The sequence below is a fragment of the Pseudemcibacter aquimaris genome, from assembly GCF_028869115.1.
Classification (GTDB): domain Bacteria; phylum Pseudomonadota; class Alphaproteobacteria; order Sphingomonadales; family Emcibacteraceae; genus Pseudemcibacter; species Pseudemcibacter aquimaris.
Genome location: NZ_CP079800.1, coordinates 2,632,321 through 2,652,541 on the forward strand (window position 1 = coordinate 2,632,321; position 20,221 = coordinate 2,652,541).

Genomic DNA, 20,221 nt, shown 5'->3' on the forward strand with positions numbered 1-20,221 from the left:
ATTTTTCAGGATTTTTTATTGATATGGATGAAATTGACAAGAAAATAACGCGCCTCATTCAAAAAAATGGCCGCCTTTCCAGCGCAGAAATCGCGAAAGCTGTTGGCGTATCTGTCTCAACAGCAAATGAACGCGTTCGCAAACTTGAAAAGAACGGCTACATTCAGGAATGGCGCGCAGTGATGAATGCAAGAAAGGTCGGCGCGAACCTTGCTGCGCTTATTCTTGTGGATATGGATTATGACGGTGAAAAGGAAGCAACCGAAAAACTTGCCAAATTCCCGGAAATTCAAGAAATCCATCATATCAGTGGCGCAAGATCGTACCTCATAAAAATTCGTGTTTCCGACACGGATGCACTTCAATCTTTTTTAAGCCAAAAAGTAAAACCGTTAAAAGCAATCACTCGTACGGAATCATTCATCATTCTGGATACAGTTAAAGAAACCAGCGAGGTGATCATAACATGACCAAAATAAATCATATTACCTTAATCGGTTGCGGCTTTACCGGCACAAGCGCATTTTATCAACTGGTTGAAAGATATCCCATTTCAGAAATCACCATTTTTGAGGCTAGCGGAGATTTTGGTCCGGGCCTACCTTATAAAACAGATGAGTGCGATGATTATTTATTAAATAACACCAATGACACACTCTGCCTGACGCCGGATAACAGACAGGCATTTTACAACTGGTTATTATCAAAACCAGAATTACCCGATGGCGTGGAACTGCCGGAAATACACCCACGCGGCAATATTTCACGCATTTATTACGGATATTTCCTGAAAGACGTGTTCAGATCAACGCTCACAACAGCGGCAATTAAGGGAATTAAGGTCAACCTAATTTCAAAAGAAGCCACCGCCATTTTTGAAGAAGGCGATAAAGTCATAATAAAATATGACACCGAAGAAATTCATTGCGACAAAGTAATCATGTGTACTGGCCACTGCCCTACCATTGATCGTTATGAACATCCGCCGGAAGGATCAAATGCCCTCTATTTCCCGGATCATTTGAACACAGATGCGCTTGATCATATTCCAATGAATGCAGAATGCTATATTCTTGGCGCATCGCTGAGCGCTTTTGATGTCGTTGGACGGCTATTCTCTTCGGCTACCGGATGTTCATTTGAATATAATGATGATGGTGAGCTTATTTTTAATGCCGAAAACAATGATCGTTCTGTTGTTCTATGTTCAAGAAGCGGCAGATTAAAGAAAATGAAAAGCCGCGTTACAAAAGACATCAACAGAAAATATTTCACCCTTGATTATCTGACATCCATTAAAAAAGATGAATATCTTTCCCTTAATGATATTGCAGATGCAATCAAGAAAGATTGTGAACTTCATCATGGCGAAAGCGATTGGGAAGAAATCGCTGCCCCCTATCGCAACTGCACAAGTGCTAAAGACGTTGATGCCTGCGCCGCAGATATTCTTGAAAAAGATTTACGCACCGCCGTTGACGGAACAGCCCGTAATATCTTAGTGGATATTTTCGGTGATGCCGGGTTAGAGCTTTGGGATATGTTCGCTGCAAAACTTGTAAGCCCCGAAGATGAAATTAAGTACAGGAACCAATACGAAACGGCAGCCTTAACATATGAAGCATCCTGCCCGATTTCCACCGCTGAAAAACTGCTCGCGTTATATAAAGTGGGTCGTTTACGCACGATTAAGGGATCAAGCGATGTGATATTTGATCAAGAAAATGATCATTATGTCATCCATCATGATTTTGGATGCGATAAAACAAATGTCCTTATTAACACCACCGGCAGCGTCAGCCGCGATGTCACAAGTGATGACCAATCAGCGCTTATCAAACATATGGTCAATAACGAAATGATGCATCCTTATATGTGTGGCGACACACAAATGCCGGGCATCGAATTTGATATGGATACCTTTAAAGTCACTGGCTGTGAGAATATCTATCTATCCAGTCAATTGCTTTGGGGGAAAGGTTTTTACACCAGCGGTGCCATTTATATGGCAACATTTGTTGACCGCATTCTAAAATCAATATTTAATAAGCAAAAATCTTAATAATCAGGTCAGAAGAATGAAATATACAAAACATCTTTTTTTATTTTTAACATTATTCATTGTTGGCTGTGGTCAGGGGGAACAACAAGCCAGTAATCAACCAATTGAAACTACCGAGCGTAAACCGGTTGGTATGGTGGTTACCGCAAACCCGCTTGCAACAGAAGCAGGCCTTGAAACGCTTCGCGCTGGCGGTTCCGCAATGGACGCAGCCGTGACCGTCTTATCAACACTAAGCTTGGTTGAACCGCAAAGTTCTGGCCTTGGTGGTGGTGGCTTCATGGTTCATTATGATGCTGATACCAAAAAAATTGATTATTATAATGGCCGTGAACGCGCGCCGATGGGCGCAACCAAGGAATTATTCTTTGATGAAAATGGCGAAAAACTACCATTCAGACAAGCCAAAAACAGCGGCCTTTCCATTGGTGCACCGGGTGCGGTTGCCGTACTAAATATGGCTTATCAAGATCATGGTAAGCTTCCATGGAAACAATTGTTTGATCCGACACTTGAATATGCCGTAAACGGTTTTGCCGTTTCACCACGCATGCACAACTCAATCGTATCTTATGAGGAAAATTTCTATAAAGATCCGGCCGATGGTCCAACAGATCTTTATGAATATTTACATCTTGATGACGGTAGTCCGCTACCGATCGGTCATATCCTTGTAAACGAAGAGTACGCAGAAACATTACGTATCGTCGCCAATAATCCGAATGATTTTTACCGCGGTGATATTGCCGAAAAAATTGCTGCGGCGGCACAGGAAATGCCCAATGGCGGCACATTATCAACACAAGACATCGCCGATTATTACCCGGTGAAACGTGATGCATATTGCAGCAAATACCGCAACACAACCCTTTGCGGTTCCGCTCTGCCGTCGTCATGGGTGTCCGTATCAATGGTCATGAGCCTTTTAAACGAAGCGCCACAATTTTCCGCAGAAGGCGCAGATGATCCTGAAAACTGGACGCTGCTTGCGGAAGCATTACGTATTACATATGCAGATAACAACCAGTTCATTGCTGACGATGAATTTGTCGAAGTTCCGATCCAAGGACTGATGTCTGACGCTTATATCAAAGACCGTGCGAAACTGATTTCCCGCGAAGGTGCAAATAACAATATCGAAGCTGGCGACCCATGGGCCTATCAACAACAGCAAGCAAGCCTTCTTTACGGTAAAGACGCGACCCTAGATGACGTTGGCACGACCCACTTCGTGATTGTTGATGCCGACGGCAATGCAGTTTCCATGACCGCCACTGTTGAAGGATATTTTGGTTCACTGCGAATGGCTGGCGGTATGATCCTTAACAACCAACTTACGGATTTTTCATTCGATTATGTTGATGCAGATGGCAATCCAATTGCCAATGCGGTTGCACCGGGCAAGCGCCCACGTTCTTCCATGTCACCAACGATCGTGCTTGATGAAAATGATGACTTCCTAATGGCCGTTGGGTCACCAGGTGGCCGTAACATCATTTCATATGTGGCCAAAACGGTTGTCGGCATCATGAGCTGGGGCCTTAGCCCGCAAGAAGCCATTGATCTGCCGAATATGGTTGCCCGTACAGAGCAAGTCCGCATCGAAAGAAACCGCGCCAAGCCGGAAATCATACAAGCACTTCGCGATTTCGGATATGATGTTTTCGAAAGCGAAGGCGAAATTTCAGGATTAAGCGCAGTACTCAAATTGGATGACGGAACATTACAAGGCGGCGCCGACCCACGCCGCGAAGGCACCGTCGGCATCCTTTTTGATGATGAAGTAAAATAAGCAATATTGCCGGGACCATGCGGCTATGGTAAATCAATTGTCGTGTGGTCCCGTAGCTCAGGTGGATAGAGCGACAGATTCCTAATCTGTAGGCCACTGGTTCGAATCCAGTCGGGATCACCATATTAAGAGGAAAATTTATGTCTAAAAAAGATGGTAGCTGTTTATGTGGGAAAGTTACTTTTACGACTACCGCAAGCAAAGAACATTTCGGCGCATGCCACTGCGCCATGTGCAGAAAATGGAGTGGCGCCCCCTTTATGGAAATTGAATGTGGGTCTGATATTGAATTTTCCGGAACAGAATACGTTTCTATTTTCAAATCATCCGAATGGGCAGAGCGGGCATTCTGCAAAAATTGCGGAAGCCATCTTTATTATAAACTCTTACCAACCGGCAGCCATTATGTCTCACTTGGTTTATTTGATGGTGATATTTCACCCGAATTTAGCACACAGGTTTTTATCGATAAAAAACCCGATTATTATAATTTCAAAGAAGAAACAGCCACAATGACAGAAGCCGAAATATTAGAAATGATGAATTCGGACACTGAAAACAATTAAATTCTATGATTTCCCCTCATTGACTAAAAACATACATTAGAATAAATTTCAGAAATGGATAAAGAAAGAAAAACGGGAAATTCACCAGTAGATCAAAGAATTGTTAAGGTTAATGGGAAAAAATATACAAGTTATTATTTTCCATTAAACCAAGCGCCACCTGATGAAGCGGGTGTACTTGTTGATTTTTATCATTTATGGCGCAATAGCAATCTCGAGAAAGATATCCCATCACGAAAAGATCTTCCGTTTGAAAAACTTACCGGATGGCATTCATACATTCGTATTGTTGATATGGAAAACAGCACACCAAAAGAAGACAAAATTATTGTATCCGGCGAACGTTTCAATGAATATTTTGGTAAGCAGACCATGCGTACAGAAATTAACAATCGAGAGGAAACCGACGCCGCTGTTTTAGAAGAATACCAAGAGTTTCTAAATCATATTCATAATGGTCAATATGCTTTCGTGATTGGTCATGCGCCCAATATTGACAGTAGATTACACCGCGTTATATGGCTTGATCTGCCATTATCAAATGACGGGACAAACGTCAGCCATTTATTATCCGTCCTCGTACCGCTGAAATAATTATCGGATTTACTAAACGCTTTTTTCCATCAAATCCATCTCAACATACTTGGATGACTTTTCCTTCAATGCAGTAAGATTGACCGGTTTTGACATATAATCATTAGCACCAGCCCCCCTTGCCTTAATGATGGCTTCTTCGCTTACATCTGCGCTGACCATAATGATCGGCAAATCTTTTTCTGAATATGACTTTCTGATTTCCTGAACCGCTTCAATGCCATTCATGTTCGGCAAATTCACATCCATATAAACCAAATCATACTTTTGGGCCTCTATCATTTCCAGCCCCTGTTCGGCAGTTTCAGCGATATCAATCTCATAGCCCCAAATTTGTTCAACCATAAGGGCCAGTAACCTCGCGTTCATTTCCACATCTTCAACATATAATATTTTCACAGGTTATTCCTTATTTGCTATTGGTAAGGTTAATAAAATTTCCGTTCCCGAATTTCCATCTGAAATGATGTCAACTTCACCCTTTGCATGACGCAATAATTCTTTCACAATTGAAAGTCCTAGCCCATTACCCAAGTAAACACTGTTTGCAATTCTTCCACGTTTGAAACGTTCAAAGATAACTTGTTGTTCTTCGGGCAAAATACCAATGCCGCTATCTTTGATACTTAATACAAAATTTTCATCCGATACTGAATGTTCATTAATGAAAATCGATCCTTTTTGCACATTAAACTTCACGGCATTTGAAATCACACTATCAATTATATTTTTCAAATTATTCTTTGAAATTTTAACATGTGGGTCATCTAATACGTTAATATTCACATCCAGATTTTTTTCATATATCTGTTCCTGATGCTTATCAATAACGCCATCGATCACAGGCATTAAATCTGTTGACCCTTCTTGATATTTACTGTTTTTTTCAAAATTCAATAACGCATCAATACTGTTCAATAACTGTTCACCACCGTACAGAATTTCATCAATATATTCTTCATTTTGCTTATCATCATTTCTTACTTTTAATAACTGGGCAAAACCAATCACCGCATTGAGAGGTGTTCTTAATTCATGACTGACATTTGATAAAATCTGATCCTTGGCAATATTTTCCATTTCTTTAAGTCGGGCAATTTCTTTTTGTTCTGTAATATCTGTACGAATGGCTATATATCCTTCAAATTTACCGGATTTGGAAAATCTTTTTTGGATAGTCGAATAAACCCAATAATAACTACCGTCTTTACGTTTATTTTTAAATTCACCACTCCATATTTCTTGCGAAAACAATGTACGATAAACATTGGCATAATATTCGGTTTCATGCTCGCCAGATTTTAATAAAGAATGGTCATTACCAAGTAATTCTTCTCTGCTGTATCCTGAAATTTCGCAGAAATTATCATTCGCATAAATGATCTTACCAAACTGGTCAGTCGCACTTACGATCGCATGGTTATTTAATGCTGCTTGTGCTTGCTCATTCAGGTTTTCAATAAAACTTAATTGTAATTTTCTTTGTTCTGCATCGATTATGTATCCGACAGCCTGAACAATTGGTGCCAACTCATTCACTATTTTAGTATAGCTACCAGGACGGTTTGCAAGACCAATCATCCCAACAATTCGGTCACCGACATTAAACGGCACACCTATCATTTTTATCAATCTTTAATTCCATTTTTGCCTCGCACTAAAATAATTCAATACCGTCGTCATCATCGTCATCGTCCTGACTGGTGGCCGCTACTTCACTGACATCTGATTTTTTTTCTTCAGTTTCCGATGAATGTCCATAGCTATCATCTAGGCCATCAAGAAATCTTTCTTTTACTTCGACAAGTGGGAAACTTTCTAAAATCTGTTTGATCCAATTTTGAACCAACTCTTTATGCAGGGCTTCATCATCTAATTCGCTCATCACTGCATTATGCTCAAGATCGTTAAGGAAATCATCAAGTGAACCAAGCGTCACTTTGATGGTTTCAAGATATTGGGTGGCACGGTCTTGGAATTGGAAACCAGTAATCAAGCCAGAAATATCCTGCGCGATTTTTTCCGACATGTGTGATGATTCCTCAAGGCGAAGACTGAAATCATTGTTATATTCAATCATTTCTTCCATCATGCTATCGATATTATCTTTAGCAGTAATATTTTGGGACATGTCGATATTTGCGATCTTTTTCAAGGATTCAAAACTTTCTTTTATCCCCGAAGAAACAGACCCCATTTTCGATTGAATTTCACCCGCAAGCCCGTTAATCAATTGGGACAAATCCTTCATTTCATCCGCAACAACAGAAAAACCCTTACCCGCATCGCCGGCACGCGCAGATTCAATTTTAGCATTTAACGCCAGTAAATTTGTCTTGCTATTAATGTCTTCAATTTTAAAAAGGAGCGCTTCCGTTTCTTCAACATTGCCCATGACTTTTTCCAGATCGTAAACCATCTGGATACTTTCTTTTGAAAGGGTCACAATTTTGGAAATACCACTACCCACACCGCGACCAGACACATTTGTGACTTCGGCTGCTGTTGAAAAACCCGGATGAAAAATCAAATTATCAATATCTTCGTCGGCCAAGTTATCTGATTCAATCAGGTTCTTTTCCAGTGCTTTCTTTAAGACCACATCTCTTTTGATACCTTGACCATCATCGGATACTTCAATGACAATTCTGCCGCCACGATGTTCCGCATTAAGCCAGATCGTACCTTCTGCGCTTTTCCCGTTTTTCTCTCTTTCATCGGGCATTTCGATGCCATGATCCAAAGAATTTCTTATCATGTGTGTCAGCGGGTCGGCGATTTCTTCAATCACTGTTTTATCGACTTCAGTTGCCTCACCGGTTGTAACGAGCTTTACTTTCTTCTTAAGCTGCCCACTTAAATCACGCACCAGGCGCGGCATTCTGGAAAATACAGACTTTACCGGCTGCATGCGAATGGCCATCACATTTTCCTGAAGCTCTCGTGCATGTGCTGCGAGTTCCTCCATGCCGGAAACAATGCGTAGATTTTGCGAAGTATCCAAATCTTCAAGGTCTTGCGTTAACATGGCCTGGGTAATCACCAACTCACCAACCATATTGACGAGCTTATCAATACGTTCAAGATCAACACGAATAGAGGTCGTTGCAGCCGTCGCTTTCTTCTTTGTCACAGGCGTTTTAACGGTGGCATCTTTGCCATTCGCTTTGGATGGTTTTTCTGTTGATACTTCTTTGGCCTCTGTTTTTTCCGGCTCTTTCACCGCCGCGTCTTCAACAACAGATATCTCAAGCTTACAATCATCTTCTACGAATTCAAAAACCTCTTCAACTTCAGAACGTGGTTCTTCAGTCGTTAATTTAAAATTCCAGGAAAAGTATGAATCTTCCGGTTCGATTGAATGTAAATCCGGAAGTTTTGATGTATCAATTTCAACTTCAACATCACCAAGTGTTTTGAGTTCTCTAATCAGAAGGATCGGTTCATTGGCATGACGAAACACTTCCGCATTGGGTATAAAGGAAATAGAATATGTTTGTTTTTCCGATTGTTGCTCTTCCGGCGCCTCTTCTTTCTTTTCCTTTGGTGCCGTTGAACCATCCGAATTTAAATATGCTTCAAGTTCCTGTTTTGCTTCAATTCCATATTCCGGGCCAAGTTCATCTTCATTTTGTGCTGCTTCAATTAAATCGCTAAGTACATCACTTGATTTAAACAATGTATTGGTGACATCTTCGTTATTATCAATTTCACCATTGCGCATGCGATCAAGCAATGCTTCGAATGTATGTGAAAATGATATCAAATCTGTAAATTGAAAAGTTCCCGCACCGGCCTTAATTGAATGAACCGCCCTAAAGATTGCATTCAACGTTTCATCGTCATCATCACCAGATTGCAAATCTGATAAATGTTGTTCCATATCTGCTGTCAGTTCATCACATTCCGTAAAGAAAACAGTTTTAAACTGAGCAAACGGATCATCACCTGTCATGTATTTCCCTGTTCTGTTTTTTTATTCTGATTTAAGGACACACTTTAGCTACTACTTTTATCAACTTCTCCGGTACAAATGGTTTTACAATCCAGCCTGTTGCTCCGGCTGAACGACCCTCTTGTTTTAGGTCATCGCCAGATTCAGTTGTCAGGATTAAAATCGGCATGGAACGATATTTATCGTCCACGCGAACATTTTTGATTAAATCAATGCCGTTCATTCCCGGCATATTAATATCTGTAATAATAAGATCGATTTCGTTGGATTTTAATTTGGTTAACCCATCGTTCCCATCAACGGCCAACGTGACATCATACCCTGCACCTTGCAGTGTAAAATTGATCATATCTCTCATGGTTTTTGAATCATCAACAGCCAGAATTTTTTTAGCCATTTTAAGAACTCCAATCTTTATATTCTTTTTCCAATCCCAAATCGGTTACCGCACTAATGAATGCATCCGATGCATTCGTGACAATTAATTTGGAATTATTTTTTTTAAGTTCATTATCGGTAGCCACAATCAACTGGATGCATGGGGTCAGAATTCTTTCAACTTCTGAGCCATCTATCGTAATTTCACTCTTGTCATTCAATTGGGATTCCAGCTGCACTTTGAAATCATTTGCTGCGACAAGATCCATAACTGGAGAAAGTTTAATTGTGTCAGTCATAAAGGTAAATTTCCTCCCTGAATTCACTTTTACCGATTAAATTTCGCAATAGTATTTGCCAATTTAGTTAACAAGCAATTAAAATATTAAATATATTAAGTAAAATTTCTGTTACAATTTTATATATGCTTGGCGACAACGCGCCTTACCCCCAAAAATATTGCTCACTGAATATAAACTTTTGAATCAAAATGAATTTTTATATTGATTCGCGCGAATCATCATCATATGATTCGTAATGTTATGCTTAACAAAAGATTAACGCGGTACAATTTTACAAACTGTTTTAATGTCTTTCCCGGAGGAAATAATGCCTGAAACAGACCTTTTTAGTAACGAACAAGAACTACAAAAATTATGTCGTATACTAGAGCTTTCAAATTCAACAAATGACGCCGAATGTTTAGTGGCAACTCGTAAAGCTCAACAAATTCTTTCTAAGTATGGTTTAACATATCACGCGTTTATTAGCAAATTACAATATAAATCAACCCATTCTACTAAACGAAAAATCAAAGAACTACAGTCAAAAATAAAAGAACAAAATGCAAAAATCGCAAGACTGGAAAAACGACAATCATCGGATCTAAATACTGCAAATTCGACCCCAAGGTTCCTTGGTCCCATTCAAGGATTAAAAAAGTATTTGATGGGTAATTTTTCACTTAAAACCCATGAACGCGCCTTACTAGAAGGGATTAAGGAAATTGAACCAAAATCAAAAGAAGCCTATATGATTTTAATATGCGCCAGAAGACATGGCGTCGAATATAAATTGGCGAACAATTTATAAATATCATTCATTCTTCTTCGTATTTAACGACGACTTTATTTCTCCCGTTTTCCTTTGCTTCATATAAACATTTATCAGCATATGATAATAATTCATCTGCATCTTCACTATGCCCTACATAAACGCCAATACTGATGGTGGGGTTAATGATTTCATTATCAATTTCCATGGTAACATCGTTAACAGCTTGTCTAATATGGTCAAATTTTTCTTCTACTTTTTCAACATCCATATCTGTTGCAAGAATTGCAAATTCCTCACCACCCGTCCTAGCAAGCACATCACTTTTTCGGATATTTTCTGATAGTACATTACCTATCAAAATAAGAACCTGATCCCCCACATCATGGCCGAATGTATCATTAATTTTTTTGAAGTGATCCACATCAAGCATCGCTGCAACAGGAGGCACTTTCCGTCTATCTAACCCGGAAAGGAGCGGTTCTGTTACCTCGAAAAATGACCTGCGGTTTCTTAATCCTGTCAGAAAATCATAACTCGCCAGATTTTCAAGCTGTTCAATATGTTCAAGATAATCAAGATTTTGTGAAACCCGGCAATAGAACTCTTCTGCATCAAAAGGTTTTGAAATAAAGTCATTGGCACCAATTTTAATGAATTGCGCCGACAACCCTTGTTGTTCTGAGCTGGAAACCGCAATAATCGCAAGCTTGCTTTTTGGATGTTCTTCACGGATGTTTTTCGTTAATTCAAACCCATCCATTTTCGGCATATTGTAATCCGTTAAAATCATTTTGATGTCAGGGTTTTCTTTCAATTTCTGAAGTGCATCTTCACCATCACATGCCTCGATTACGTTTAACTGATATCTTCTGCACATTTCAGAAAGTAAAATTCTGCCTATTTTGGTGTCATCGACAATTAATACTTTTATATCCTGATTTATAAGCACTCTTCTCACAACAGAATATATATATTCAAAACTTGCCTTTCCCCCTTTGATCACATAATCAACCACACCAAGGTCAAACATACTTTTCGATAATTGAAGATCAAAAGTTCCTGTGAATACAACGATAGGAACATTAAAGTTTGTAATTGCCTGAACTATCTCGATACCGTGGGCATCAGGTAGGCTTAAATCAAGAAGTGTTAAATGAAATTTATTATCTGGATTTGATAAAGCTTCTTTGGCTTCTACCAGATCACTTGCCCAATGGATATTCACCCATTCCATTCTGCTTAACGTTTGCATGATAACCGCAGCGAAATATTTAGAATCTTCTACAAGTAAAATATTCTTAACGCCTTGGCCTTTTAGTGACATTTAATATTCTCCAACGCAAAAATTAGAGGATAGTCAAAAATTCAACAGCAGATAACAGCTAATGATATAGATACCCCATCATCTTAATAAATAAGATCATCCACACATTATTTACTTAATATATTAAATAACACTTAACCGTTAAGAAGATTTTTTCTTCATTAATTGATTGGCCAGATATATCAACACGGAAACACCCACGAGTGCAATCAGCCCTAACGCTTCATTTGTTTCTAACTGGAAAAGCATCCAAGCAATAAGCGAACAACTTAACATCGGAATAATTGCACCGCCCGGCAATTTAAACTGTTCTCTGGACGGCATTCCATCTCGCATCCTGACCTTAATCACCGACAGACTGACACCCGCGTAAATCAACATAATGGAACCGGACGCAAGAATGGCAAGTGTTTCAAATGTTCCGCTAAAGGCTATCAATAAAAGAAGCGCCGAAAACACAATCACGGACATATATGGTGTATTAAATTTTGGATGCACTTTCGCAAGGAATTTAGGTAAATTGCCATCACGTGCTGATGCAAATACAACACGCGGCGTAACCAGAATATCACCACTAAGTGTCGCGAAAATTGATATAGCCGTCCCCACCAGCAACATTTTACCACCCCATGATCCGAATATAATTTCGGCTGTCGCGGAAAGTGGCGCTTCCGTATTATTACCGAGGTCAGCACCAAGAACACCTTGTGCCACCGTTTGCAGCGCAAGATAAAGCATCAAAATACTACCGATCCCAAGCATGATACCGCGGGGCACTGTTTTTTCAGGTTTTTCAATTTCACCGCTGGCATTAAGTGCGCATTCCGCACCAGAAAAAGCAAAGAAAAGAATTAATGTCGATGCGCCAATTTGCTCTACCGATGGCCATTCAGTGATGGTCAAATTATCAAAATTAATGGCAAAAAATCCGAATATTACAAGCAAACCAAGCGGAATAACCTTGGCGATAGTATTGGCGATATAAAGCTTTTTGCCGCTCTCAACACCACGAACATTGGTAAAAACAAGAAACGCGATCAATCCCGTCATAAATAAAATACGGAATATCTGATTATCCACTTCCGGCACGATAAGAATTATCGTTTCCGTTAAAATCACCAAAAGCGCCGCATCCGAAAGAATAGCCCACCCAAACCATAGCAGCATAGATGCGATGAACCCAGCAAAAGGGCCAAATGCATCTTCGATATAAGCGTATGAACCGCCACTACGTCTAACGCGGCTGCCGATTTCGGCGTAGCATAGAAAAATCATACTAACGGCAAGCCCGCAAATGAGATAAGCAAAAATTGCTGATGCCCCCAGATGGGAAGCCACAACCCCCGGCAAAACGAAAATACCGGCCCCAACAACCATATTAAATACATTGGTGCCTAGTGCTAATGGACCAATTGATCTGACAAGCCCTTCACGTGATAATTTCTTTTCACCGTTTTCTAATCCCATTCGCCCTTGTGCCTCTCTATAAATTCTTTTAATTTTTCTAACGCTTCTGCCATATTGCTTTCACCGTATCCAAGGCGGAAAAAATCAACATCTTCCGTCACGGTATCACTGAAAACATAGGCAGGCTTTATTGATATCCCCTCTTTTGCAAGCGCAAGTCCCAATTCATCCGTATCCATTGGGCCTTTAAACTTCACGAAACTAACCGCACCCGCGACTGGTCTTACCCATTCGAAATATTCACTATACTCATCAAAAAACTCATCCAGCAAGGACATATTATAATTAATAATTTCAATGTTACGTTTCAATATTTCATCACTGGACCTTAGTGTCATTATCGCAAGCAGTTCACTGGCCCGGCTTGGGCATGCAGTTCCGAAATACTGAATATCGGTCATTTTATCTCTTAAATCCAAATCCTGCAGCGCGGCCCATCCAATTGTGACACCGCATCCGCCCCATGGTTTTGAAAGGGTTACGATGCTAATCCCTTTTGAATATATATCTGCCATCGCAGGAATTTGTACATCCGGTGTATGCTCCAATAAACGGTATACTTCGTCAGAAAGAATATGAATGTCATTTCTTTGCGCCATCTCAACCAACCTTGCCTGTTCTTCGGCACTCATTAAAGTACCAGCAGGATTGGTTGGCTGATTAACAACGATATATTTCGTATTTTCCTGAATTGCGGCTTCGACCTCATCCAAATCAATACGCCAATCATTTTCATATTTCAGCTGAATTTTTGTAACCTGACTGCGTGCAAAAAATGGCGCTTCCTGAACAGATTGATACCCTGGCGTAAAAACAATGGAATGCGAATTTTCATCAAGCAAAGCAAATGCGAGCGTCGAAATGATGACCTGGGCACCGGAAAAGACAAGAATGTTATCTGGCCCGATTTCAGGGCCGTATAATTTTGCAATCTCTTCACGTAAATCAAGACTGCCGCCATTTGGTGTATATTCCAGTGTATGATCAAGATATTCATCAACAAGGTTTTGATCACCACGCGCAGCCGCCATATCAAGCAATTCTTTGCTCGTCAGTGGTTCAGTATAAGAATTTGAAAAATTATACGGCAAACCGCCAGTTACTTTTTTATGTCTTTTAGACCATGGTAATTTGAAAGTCATTTTCCGCTTTCTAAATATCAATAAATTTTAATTCTTCCATTCGCTTTAAAAGCTCGATACCCGGTTTTTGCGTCACCAACAGATATTCATTATCCGGTTGCAAACTCGCGTTATAAGCTGACATAGTGACCGACACGATGACACGCATCGCCATCAGGTAAAATAAAATCTCACGCTCTTCATCAAGGATTTTAAATTCCTTGTCATATCCATCAACCAATGCCTTGGATGCCATTTCAATGTCATCCTCACCCATCAAGCAGTAAGCAAGCGTAATCGCCAGTTCATTGATTTGTGATGCATGTTGAAGTTCGCCAAAATCAATCAGACCATAAATCTGGTCTGGTTTTTCTTTTAATACAAGAAAGTTTTGTTCATTGGCATCGCTATGGATAATCGCCTTACGTAATTTGGGTAATTTAGGAAGCACTTTTTCTTCATACGCGTCAAAAATTCGATTCATCCGGTCACGTGTTTCATCATCGGCCACATATTTTACATATGGCTTACAATCAATCACACGGTCCAGCTTCCAAAGCGGGTCCGACCCTTCATGATGTTCCGGATTAAATGAACAAAGCGCTTGTGAAAGCTGCCCCAAAAAACGCCCTAGATCAGCATAGAGCGTTTCACTCTTTGGCATATTGGTGTAAATTTCCCCCTCAAGAAAGGTTTGAAGACGAACGTAAAAGCCGTCAACTTCGATCAATTCTTCCTCGCTCAGTGTTGCAACCGTACTTGGAAAGGCAAGATGGGGAGCCTTAACTTTAAGATGCTCAAGCACATTAATTTGCGTTTGAATGAATGTTTTCGGCCATTTGGTATTGGAAATTTTTAATACAAATTTGCCATTACCCGTTTTAATAAGCGCATTTTGGTCTTCATATGACACGAGAGCGGTTACCGACCCTTCAAGACCATAATGTTCTTTCGCAATGCTCGCAATTTTTTCATCGCTGAAATTTGGAATAATTTCTTTCATAATTATGACTTCCAACTTTCTTTTCGCTCATCTACAAAAGTTTTAAATGCATCAAGGGCAGCCGGCATTGTTTTGCGGCTAAAGCCGATACGGAAATATTGTTTCTGGCTTTCATCGCAATCAAAAATATATGACGGGAACACCAAAATACCGACTTCAAGTAATTCTTCCGCCAGTTCATTTGATGTCATCGGTCCTTTAAATTTCACAAAACCCGTGCCGCTTGCTTCGGGACGCATCCATTCAAAAAGGTCACTATATTCATCAAAAAATTGATCAAGTAATACCAGATTTTCATTGATGATATTCATGTTTCGTTCAATGATTTTATCGCTGGCACGAATAACCATACGCGCCTGAATTTCACCAGTTCTTGACACACAGACGGCAAATAAATGCTGTGCTTTTTGTAATTTTCTGATGACATCTATATCCTGACAAGCAACCCAACCAACACAGCATCCACCAGCGCCCCACGGTTTCGCCATCGTCCCAAGCGCAAGGCCATTTTTGGTCATTTCCGCAACAGATGCCGATCTATCATCCGGATTAATTTCAAGCAGTCTATAAACCTCGTCTGAGAAAACATGAAAGCCGTGTTCTTCAGCCAATTTGACTAGTTCGCTTTTGATTTCCGGCTTCATAAGCGAGCCAGACGGGTTATGCGGATCATTAAACACCAGATATTTTGTGTTTGATCTGATCGCGGCCTTAACCGCGTCCACATTCACTTGCCAGTTATCTTCTGGTGTAAGACCAATACGTGTAACATCACCGCCCGCATATTTAATCCCTTCCTCAAGAGATTGGTAACTTGGTGTCACAACAATCGCATGATCGCCATCATGGATCATCGCAAGTGCTGTTAATGTCATACCGGTTTGTGCACCCGGGAAAATTACGATATTATCTTCCGTGATGCTATCATCATAAAGGGTCGCAATTTCCGCACGGATATCCTGACTGCCACCGTTATCCGCATAACCAAGTGAATGATCATGCATCAAATCAACCAGTTCCTGATCACCATTTTCAATGGTCCAGTTGATGAGTTCCTGAAGATCAAGCGGTTCTGATGACGAGGCATAAAAACGGTGGTCGATATCAAATGTTTTTTCAAGCAATTGATCTGATCTGATCGGGTTATCTAGTAAGTGCATTTCAGCTCCCTAAAATCATAAATATTGAATGCATCTTGCAGAAAGAATTGACCAAAGTCCAGCAACAAGATCACATATATTCAGGAATAACGAAAAAATACAAATTATGCTTGAATAGCTTGTTAAAACTACTTCATTTTTGAATAGAATCCGCTATAAAGAGGGGAAGAGATGTTCATATAACAGGGAATTATTTAAATCATGAAAATCGGATATATTGGCTTGGGCAAAATGGGCCTTGGCATGGTCAAATTATTGCTTGAAAAAGGTCACGAAGTGGTTGCCACTGACCCAAACGAAGATGCCTGTAACGAAGCCAAAGTAGCTGGTGCAGAAATCGTAAGCAACTTGGAAGAATTTAAAGACAAACTGCCAGGCGAAAAATTTATCTGGATCATGGTGCCACATAATGTTGTCGATAATGTCATCGCGGACCTAAGCGGTATATTAAACGAAGGCGACACCATTATGGATGGTGGTAATTCCAATTTCAAAGAAACCATGCGTCGCGGTGCAGAACTTAAAGAAAAAGGTCTTGTCTTTATGGATGTGGGCACAAGTGGTGGCCCTGCTGGTGCGCGTAATGGAGCCTGTATGATGATCGGCGGTGCCCGTGATAAATTTGATAAATATGAACAGCTATTCAAAGACCTAAGCATTGAAGATGGTTATGCTTATATGGGTGAATGCGGTGCTGGTCATTATGTAAAAATGATCCATAACGGTATTGAATACGGCATGATGCAAGCCATCGGCGAAGGATTTGAAGTGTTAAAAGAATCCCAATTTGGTTTGGATCTTAAAGAAGTATCACGCATCTATAACACAGGCAGCGTGATTGAATCCCGTCTTACAGGATGGCTTCAAAAGGCATACGACGAAGAAGGTGTGGAACTGGACGCCATTTCTGGCGAAGTTTCCCATAGTGGCGAAGGGCTTTGGACCGTTGAAGAAGCCAAAAATTGCGTCACGAAGTCAGGCGATGTTAAAAATATCCCTGTACCTGTCATTGAAGGATCACTTCAATTCCGTATCGATTCACAAGGCAATCCAAGCTATACTGGACAGGTTGTATCCGCGCTTCGCAATCAATTTGGCGGGCATAGCGTAAAGAAAGAATAGCAAATGTCATTAAATCTTGATCCGGTCGCAAAAGCAGAATTACGTATCCGCAAACCTGTGGATGTCGTATTTGAAGCCTTTGTTAATCCGGATCAGATTACCAGATTTTGGTTTGATAAAAGCACTGGACCACTTGCCCTGGGTGCCAACGTTGAATGGTGCTGGACCATGTATGGTTTTTGTGTACCTGTCCGTGTGACAGAATTCATTGATGGCGAAAAAATCCACATGACATGGGGTGACGGTGATGATTTATCCCGTCTCGAATGGACATTCGCTGGCCGTGATGACGGTACAACCCTTGTCACCATGATTAACAAGGGGTTCAAGGGGACTGACGACGAAAAAATGGCTAAAGCACTTGATTCAAACGGCGGCTTTCATCTGGTAGTCGCCGCCGCGAAAGCTTATCTTGAGCACGGCATTAAGTTAAATGTCGTCGAGGATAAATTTTAACTTATTGTGGCAAACATTTTTCCGGTGTGTGTGTGTCAATCAGATACGCCACTTTCCACTCTTCGCCATGTTTTACTAACGTAAATTGATTAACACCACATGATGTAAGCTTTCCATTTAGCGCAATTGTAAATGGTGCCCATGCCACAGCAAGTGGTCCTTCCACATGGATTTTTACATCAAAAATTTGCTCATCAGCCTCACCCGGTTCAAGTGTTTCTACCCAGCCAATCCAGCCTGATGAATCGCTTCTGTTAACAGTTTTACCTGGTGTAATTCTATCAAGGCTCGCATCCGGCAACAAAAGGTTCCTTAAGGTGTCCGCATCCCCCGCACGCATGGCATCAAAAACCTGATCCAATACTTTATGAACAGCTGCTTTTTCTGTTATGCTACCGTCTGCGAATGCTGTAAACGGCATTAACATTACTGTGATGGCTATGATTATTTTCTTCATGACGTTTCCCTTTTTGTTGCACCACAGCATATATCTGGTTTTCCACGCTGACAAGAACAGATAGCAGATTATAAAAAGACATTTTATTCCAATTCATTGTGTGTATGATCTAAAGAAAACAAAAATCTTGCGGGAAAATATCATGATCAAAAATACCTGTTTATCACTTGCCTTACTTTTAAGCGCCAGCACATCGCTTGCTGCCGATATGCCAATAAGCGAAAATGAAATTGATGAAATAGCAGAACGTGCCCTTGAAACATTTGAAACACCGGGTATGTCCGTTGGTATATTAAAAGACGGCGAGCTGATATTTGCAAAAGGATATGGCATTGCGGATGTTGAAACAGGCGCAAAAATTACCCCAGACACCGTTTTTGGCATCGCATCACATACAAAAGCATATACCGTCGGCGCCCTTGCAATGTTAAAAGATCAAGGAAAACTTGATTGGGATGATAAGGTAATCGACCATATCCCCGAATTTAGATTATATGACCCATATGCCACCCGTGAATTTACCATTCGTGATCTGCTCACCCACAGAAGCGGTCTTGATCTTGGCGCGGGCGATTTATTGATGTTCCCAAATAGTACCGCAAGCCGTGCAGATATCATCAACGCGCTTCAACATTTAAAACCGGTTTCCAGTTTCAGAAGTAAATATGATTATGACAATCTGCTTTATATTGTTGCGGGTGAGGTCGTAACCCGCGTTTCCGGACAGCCGTGGGAAGAATATATTGAAGAACATATTTTCAAGCCCTTAAACATGACAAGCTGCCGTTCCATGCGGGAAAGGTTGCCATCCGATGCACCATCCGCTGCGCCGCACATCCCCGTTGATGGTAAGATTACAAAAACATATTGGCAAAGCGGCGAACCAATGACGGCTGCTGGTTCCATCAATTGTTCCTTAAATGATCATGCCAAATGGATCGCATTACAGCTTAATGAAGGCAAAATGAAAGACGGCACCGCACTTTATAGCGAAGACCGTCATAAGGAAATCTGGTCCCCCGTAACCATGATGCGTGGATCTGCTATAAAACGCGGTGAATTTGATGAACATTTTTCCGCATACGGACTAGGGTGGATTTTATCAGACGCAGGCGGTGAATTACGTGTGCGTCATACAGGCGGCCTTGTGGGTATGGTGACATACACCAACTTGCTTCCGGAACAGGAAATGGCGGTGATGGTATTTACCAATAGCATGAATGGCGGGCCAATGGTTTCCGTTTCCCATGAAATTTTGGACGCTTATCTTGGTCTTGATAATGGGGACTGGATTACCGCCTTTAAAGAATACCAGCAAGAAGCCAGAAAACGTGCTGAAGAAGTGATGGCAAAAGCAGCACCAAAATCATCCGGCGGCACACCTTCGCAACCAACCGACAATTATGTTGGCACTTATCATGATGCTTGGTATGGCGATATTGAAGTACGCTTAAACGGTGACAACCTAGAAATCGCATTCGGTCGCAGTGAACTGCTTACCGGACCGTTAGAGTATTTCCAAAACAACACCTTCATCGCAAGGTGGTATGACCGCACGTTAGAGGCTGATGCCTACGTCACATTTGAAACAAGCCCGGAAGGAAACATCAACGGCATAAAAATGAAGCCCGTTTCCCCATTAACGGACTTCTCATTTGATTTTCAGCATCTGGACCCCAAAAGGGTCCAGTAATTAAGATTGAAATAA

The 20,221-nt window shown here is 40.8% G+C and carries 20 protein-coding genes and 1 tRNA gene; 10 read left to right on the plus strand and 11 right to left on the minus strand.

Translation table 11 applies throughout. The annotated features are described in order from the left end of the window. Positions 1 to 23: 23 nt before the first annotated feature. From KW060_RS12395 to KW060_RS12420, 6 genes are all read left to right on the plus strand, one after another. Positions 24 to 470 carry an Lrp/AsnC family transcriptional regulator gene (locus KW060_RS12395; RefSeq protein ID WP_249035702.1) on the plus strand — a complete coding sequence of 149 codons (447 nt, stop codon included), beginning with the start codon at positions 24 to 26 and terminating at the stop codon, positions 468 to 470. Next, positions 467 to 2,062, plus strand: a complete 1,596-nt coding sequence (locus tag KW060_RS12400; protein ID WP_249035703.1) for an FAD/NAD(P)-binding protein — start codon at positions 467 to 469, stop codon at positions 2,060 to 2,062. Before KW060_RS12395 ends, KW060_RS12400 begins: the two co-directional genes overlap by 4 nt. Positions 2,063 to 2,078: 16 nt before the next feature. After that, complete coding sequence (ggt, locus tag KW060_RS12405; RefSeq protein WP_249035704.1) at positions 2,079 to 3,854, plus strand: gamma-glutamyltransferase; 1,776 nt, start codon at positions 2,079 to 2,081, stop codon at positions 3,852 to 3,854. 46 nt (positions 3,855 to 3,900) lie between these two features. Further along, positions 3,901 to 3,977 (plus strand) — tRNA-Arg (locus KW060_RS12410). 17 nt (positions 3,978 to 3,994) lie between these two features. Continuing rightward, entirely contained in the window at positions 3,995 to 4,420 is a 426-nt protein-coding gene (locus KW060_RS12415) for a GFA family protein (RefSeq protein ID WP_249035705.1), read from the plus strand. A 54-nt stretch (positions 4,421 to 4,474) separates the two neighbouring features. Beyond that, positions 4,475 to 5,014 carry a hypothetical protein gene (locus KW060_RS12420; RefSeq protein WP_249035706.1) on the plus strand — a complete coding sequence of 180 codons (540 nt, stop codon included), beginning with the start codon at positions 4,475 to 4,477 and terminating at the stop codon, positions 5,012 to 5,014. A gap of 12 nt (positions 5,015 to 5,026) precedes the next feature. Here KW060_RS12420 and KW060_RS12425 read toward each other — a convergent pair whose 3' ends face one another. The 5 genes from KW060_RS12425 to KW060_RS12445 are packed head-to-tail and all read right to left on the minus strand — an operon-like array spanning position 5,027 to position 9,646. Further along, the gene (locus KW060_RS12425; RefSeq protein WP_249035707.1) at positions 5,027 to 5,413 is read right to left on the minus strand and encodes a response regulator; all 387 of its coding nucleotides are present in this window, start codon (positions 5,411 to 5,413) and stop codon (positions 5,027 to 5,029) included. A 3-nt stretch (positions 5,414 to 5,416) separates the two neighbouring features. Next, positions 5,417 to 6,637, minus strand: a complete 1,221-nt coding sequence (locus KW060_RS12430) for a PAS domain-containing sensor histidine kinase (protein WP_249036284.1) — start codon at positions 6,635 to 6,637, stop codon at positions 5,417 to 5,419. A 34-nt stretch (positions 6,638 to 6,671) separates the two neighbouring features. Beyond that, the gene (locus tag KW060_RS12435) at positions 6,672 to 8,969 is read right to left on the minus strand and encodes a methyl-accepting chemotaxis protein (protein ID WP_249035708.1); all 2,298 of its coding nucleotides are present in this window, start codon (positions 8,967 to 8,969) and stop codon (positions 6,672 to 6,674) included. A 31-nt stretch (positions 8,970 to 9,000) separates the two neighbouring features. Next, entirely contained in the window at positions 9,001 to 9,366 is a 366-nt protein-coding gene (locus tag KW060_RS12440; RefSeq protein ID WP_249035709.1) for a response regulator, read from the minus strand. Between the two features lies 1 nt (position 9,367). Next, positions 9,368 to 9,646, minus strand: a complete 279-nt coding sequence (locus KW060_RS12445; protein ID WP_249035710.1) for an STAS domain-containing protein — start codon at positions 9,644 to 9,646, stop codon at positions 9,368 to 9,370. Positions 9,647 to 9,956: 310 nt separating this feature from the next. On the opposite strand from KW060_RS12445, the gene KW060_RS12450 reads away from it, so the two are divergent. Next, positions 9,957 to 10,439, plus strand: coding sequence for a hypothetical protein (locus tag KW060_RS12450; protein ID WP_249035711.1), 483 nt, complete (start codon positions 9,957 to 9,959; stop codon positions 10,437 to 10,439). A 7-nt stretch (positions 10,440 to 10,446) separates the two neighbouring features. Here the strand turns inward: KW060_RS12450 and KW060_RS12455 are convergent, their stop codons facing one another. From KW060_RS12455 to KW060_RS12475, 5 genes are all read right to left on the minus strand, one after another. Next, on the minus strand, positions 10,447 to 11,727 hold the full coding sequence (locus tag KW060_RS12455) for a GGDEF domain-containing response regulator (RefSeq protein ID WP_249035712.1): 1,281 nt from the start codon (positions 11,725 to 11,727) through the stop codon (positions 10,447 to 10,449). A gap of 141 nt (positions 11,728 to 11,868) precedes the next feature. Beyond that, complete coding sequence (locus KW060_RS12460; protein ID WP_249035713.1) at positions 11,869 to 13,194, minus strand: APC family permease; 1,326 nt, start codon at positions 13,192 to 13,194, stop codon at positions 11,869 to 11,871. After that, entirely contained in the window at positions 13,185 to 14,336 is a 1,152-nt protein-coding gene (locus tag KW060_RS12465; RefSeq protein ID WP_249035714.1) for an aminotransferase class I/II-fold pyridoxal phosphate-dependent enzyme, read from the minus strand. Before KW060_RS12465 ends, KW060_RS12460 begins: the two co-directional genes overlap by 10 nt. A 10-nt stretch (positions 14,337 to 14,346) precedes the next feature. Then, positions 14,347 to 15,318 carry a phosphotransferase gene (locus tag KW060_RS12470; protein ID WP_249035715.1) on the minus strand — a complete coding sequence of 324 codons (972 nt, stop codon included), beginning with the start codon at positions 15,316 to 15,318 and terminating at the stop codon, positions 14,347 to 14,349. A 2-nt stretch (positions 15,319 to 15,320) separates the two neighbouring features. Further along, positions 15,321 to 16,478, minus strand: coding sequence for an aminotransferase class I/II-fold pyridoxal phosphate-dependent enzyme (locus KW060_RS12475; RefSeq protein ID WP_249035716.1), 1,158 nt, complete (start codon positions 16,476 to 16,478; stop codon positions 15,321 to 15,323). 201 nt (positions 16,479 to 16,679) lie between these two features. Between KW060_RS12475 and gnd the strand changes: the two genes are divergently transcribed. Both gnd and KW060_RS12485 read left to right on the plus strand, forming a co-directional pair. Continuing rightward, positions 16,680 to 17,600: a phosphogluconate dehydrogenase (NAD(+)-dependent, decarboxylating) gene (gene gnd, locus KW060_RS12480; RefSeq protein ID WP_249035717.1), complete on the plus strand. Its 921-nt coding sequence runs from the start codon at positions 16,680 to 16,682 to the stop codon at positions 17,598 to 17,600. 3 nt (positions 17,601 to 17,603) lie between these two features. Continuing rightward, positions 17,604 to 18,056: an SRPBCC family protein gene (locus KW060_RS12485; protein WP_249035718.1), complete on the plus strand. Its 453-nt coding sequence runs from the start codon at positions 17,604 to 17,606 to the stop codon at positions 18,054 to 18,056. Position 18,057: 1 nt separating this feature from the next. On the opposite strand, the gene KW060_RS12490 is transcribed toward KW060_RS12485, so the two are convergent. Beyond that, positions 18,058 to 18,513: a nuclear transport factor 2 family protein gene (locus KW060_RS12490; RefSeq protein WP_249035719.1), complete on the minus strand. Its 456-nt coding sequence runs from the start codon at positions 18,511 to 18,513 to the stop codon at positions 18,058 to 18,060. 142 nt (positions 18,514 to 18,655) lie between these two features. Between KW060_RS12490 and KW060_RS12495 the strand changes: the two genes are divergently transcribed. Beyond that, positions 18,656 to 20,206: a serine hydrolase gene (locus KW060_RS12495; protein WP_249035720.1), complete on the plus strand. Its 1,551-nt coding sequence runs from the start codon at positions 18,656 to 18,658 to the stop codon at positions 20,204 to 20,206. Positions 20,207 to 20,221: the final 15 nt, after the last annotated feature.